This window comes from Microvirga massiliensis (genome assembly GCF_001006805.1).
GTDB classification, from domain to species: Bacteria; Pseudomonadota; Alphaproteobacteria; order Rhizobiales; family Beijerinckiaceae; genus Microvirga; species Microvirga massiliensis.
Genome location: NZ_LN811354.1, coordinates 417,549 through 419,395, shown reverse-complemented (window position 1 = coordinate 419,395; position 1,847 = coordinate 417,549). Strand labels below are relative to the sequence as shown.

Here is a 1,847-nt window from a genome sequence, read left to right as displayed (position 1 = left end):
TCCGGCGTGGCCGCCGCAACGGCTTCTTCACCCGCCAGCTTGGACCGGCCATAGACACTCACTGGCCCGACTGGGTCGTCCTCGCGATAGGGTCGCGCGGACGTGCCATCGAACACGTAGTCGGTCGAGAGCTGCACGACCGGGATCTTCAAGCTCGCGGCCGCGGCCGCGACCGCGCCGGCACCCGTGCCGTTGATCCTCTCGGCGAGCTCGGGCTCGCTCTCGGCCCGATCGACGGCCGTGTAGGCAGCCGCATTTACGACGATGTCGCCCCCGGCCCGGCGCAACGCCGGCAGGATCGTCTCCGGAGCGCCGAGGTCGAGCTCCGGCCGGGCAAGCGGCACGACCGTGATGTTGTGGGCCGCAGCGCGTTCCTGCAGCGCCCGCGCGACCTGCCCGTCACGGCCCGTCACGAGCAGGCGCATGACTCTTCTGCTCTAGCTGGTGACATGATGGGCATCCAGGCCTGCTCCAGCGCGCAAGTTGCGGTTAGCAAGCCGCGCGCCACCGTCACCCCGACCATTTGAGCTTCTAAGCCCGGACCTCATCTCGCCCCCTTCTCGGCGACGATCCCGACGTTCAGGTAGCTCTTGAGGCCGATCCCGACAGGATCTTGCTCGCTGAGGATCGAACAGGGGAATTGGTAGAAGCTGGTGCGCTTCACGAAACCATGGTCCTCAGCGAACAAGGTCTCCAGGGCCTCGCGGGAGAAGCGCCAGTAATCATGCGGATAGGCATGCAGCGGGAAGGCAAAATGAGTCTGCACATAGACCCTGCCGCCTGGCTTCAGAACCTTCCCGATCTCGGCCGCAGCGAGCCAGGGGCGCTGGATATGCTCGAAGACCGAGCACGCGATCACGGCATCGACGCTGCCCGCGGCAAACGTCTCCGACAGGCGCTCGGCATCGGCCACGACGTCGACATCCGGGCCGGCCATGAAGTCGGCGGCGATGTAGGTTGCATCGGCTCCGGCCCAGTGCCGGCGAACCGTGGGAATGCCGGTCTCGGTCCGGCGGGTCCCGAGTTCGACCACAGTCGGGGCCTGCAGGCCTTGCAGCCAGTCCCGGAACTCCGCCTCGGCCCCGGCGTCTCCTTCGAGGTCACCATTCTTGGGCTTCAGGCTAGCGAGAAGCCGGGCGACCCCCGCAATGGCGCGGCGCGCCGGGCGCGTGAACAGCAGTCTCTTGGTGAAGGAAGTTGACATTGCGGCGCTAGCTCCACGCGGTCAGCGCCGGGGGAAGGTCCGCGAGCCTGGGCTGCGCCCGGTCCTTGTCGGACAGAAGCGCGTCCTCGGGCTTCACCGGCCAGGCGATCCCGAGCGCCGGGTCATCCCAGGCGAGCCCGTGATCATGCGCGGCCGCGTAATGCGCCGAGACCTTGTAGTGCACCTCGGTGTCGGGCGCGAGCGTGCAGAAGCCATGCGCAAACCCGACCGGCACCAGAAGCTGCAGCCGGTTCTCACCCGACAGCTCGACCGCGACATGCCGCCCGAAGCTCGGCGAGCCCCTCCGCAGGTCCACCGCCACGTCGAGGATCCGCCCGCGCACCACCCGCACGAGCTTGTCCTGGGCAAAGGGCGGCGCCTGGAAGTGCAGGCCCCGCACCGTCCCGACCGGACGCGACAGCGAGACGTTGTCCTGCACGAAGGCGATCTCGATCCCGACTGCCGCCAAGGCCTGGCGGTTGTAGACCTCGCTGAAGGTGCCGCGCGGATCCGCGAACACCGGCGGGCGGACGATCTTCACCGCCGGGATCGCAGTTGGCGTAACCTCGATCATGCTCCGCTCCCGCGGCGCGCGCCTGTGACCATGCCGGGCCTCATGCCGACCCCGAGCCGCTCGCCCCAA

The 1,847-nt window shown here is 68.4% G+C and carries 3 protein-coding genes; all 3 read right to left on the bottom strand.

What is annotated here, in order from left to right; genetic code table 11:
- A partial coding sequence (locus BN1233_RS18010) for an SDR family oxidoreductase (RefSeq protein WP_046864947.1) occupies window positions 1-425 on the bottom strand: 425 nt, incomplete at its 3' end.
- Window positions 426-544: 119 nt separating this feature from the next.
- Window positions 545-1,204: a methyltransferase domain-containing protein gene (locus BN1233_RS43015; RefSeq protein ID WP_048707995.1), complete on the bottom strand. Its 660-nt coding sequence runs from the start codon at window positions 1,202-1,204 to the stop codon at window positions 545-547.
- Window positions 1,205-1,211: 7 nt separating this feature from the next.
- Window positions 1,212-1,778 carry a dTDP-4-dehydrorhamnose 3,5-epimerase gene (rfbC, locus tag BN1233_RS18000; RefSeq protein ID WP_046864946.1) on the bottom strand — a complete coding sequence of 189 codons (567 nt, stop codon included), beginning with the start codon at window positions 1,776-1,778 and terminating at the stop codon, window positions 1,212-1,214.
- Between the last annotated feature and the right edge of the window lie 69 nt (window positions 1,779-1,847).

What these genes read in the sequence shown, in the direction of transcription:
- BN1233_RS43015 (WP_048707995.1), bottom strand. Translation starts at nt 1,204, where the DNA reads ATGTCAACTTCCTTCACCAAGAGACTGCTGTTCACGCGCCCGGCGCGC.
- rfbC (WP_046864946.1), bottom strand. Translation starts at nt 1,778, where the DNA reads ATGATCGAGGTTACGCCAACTGCGATCCCGGCGGTGAAGATCGTCCGC.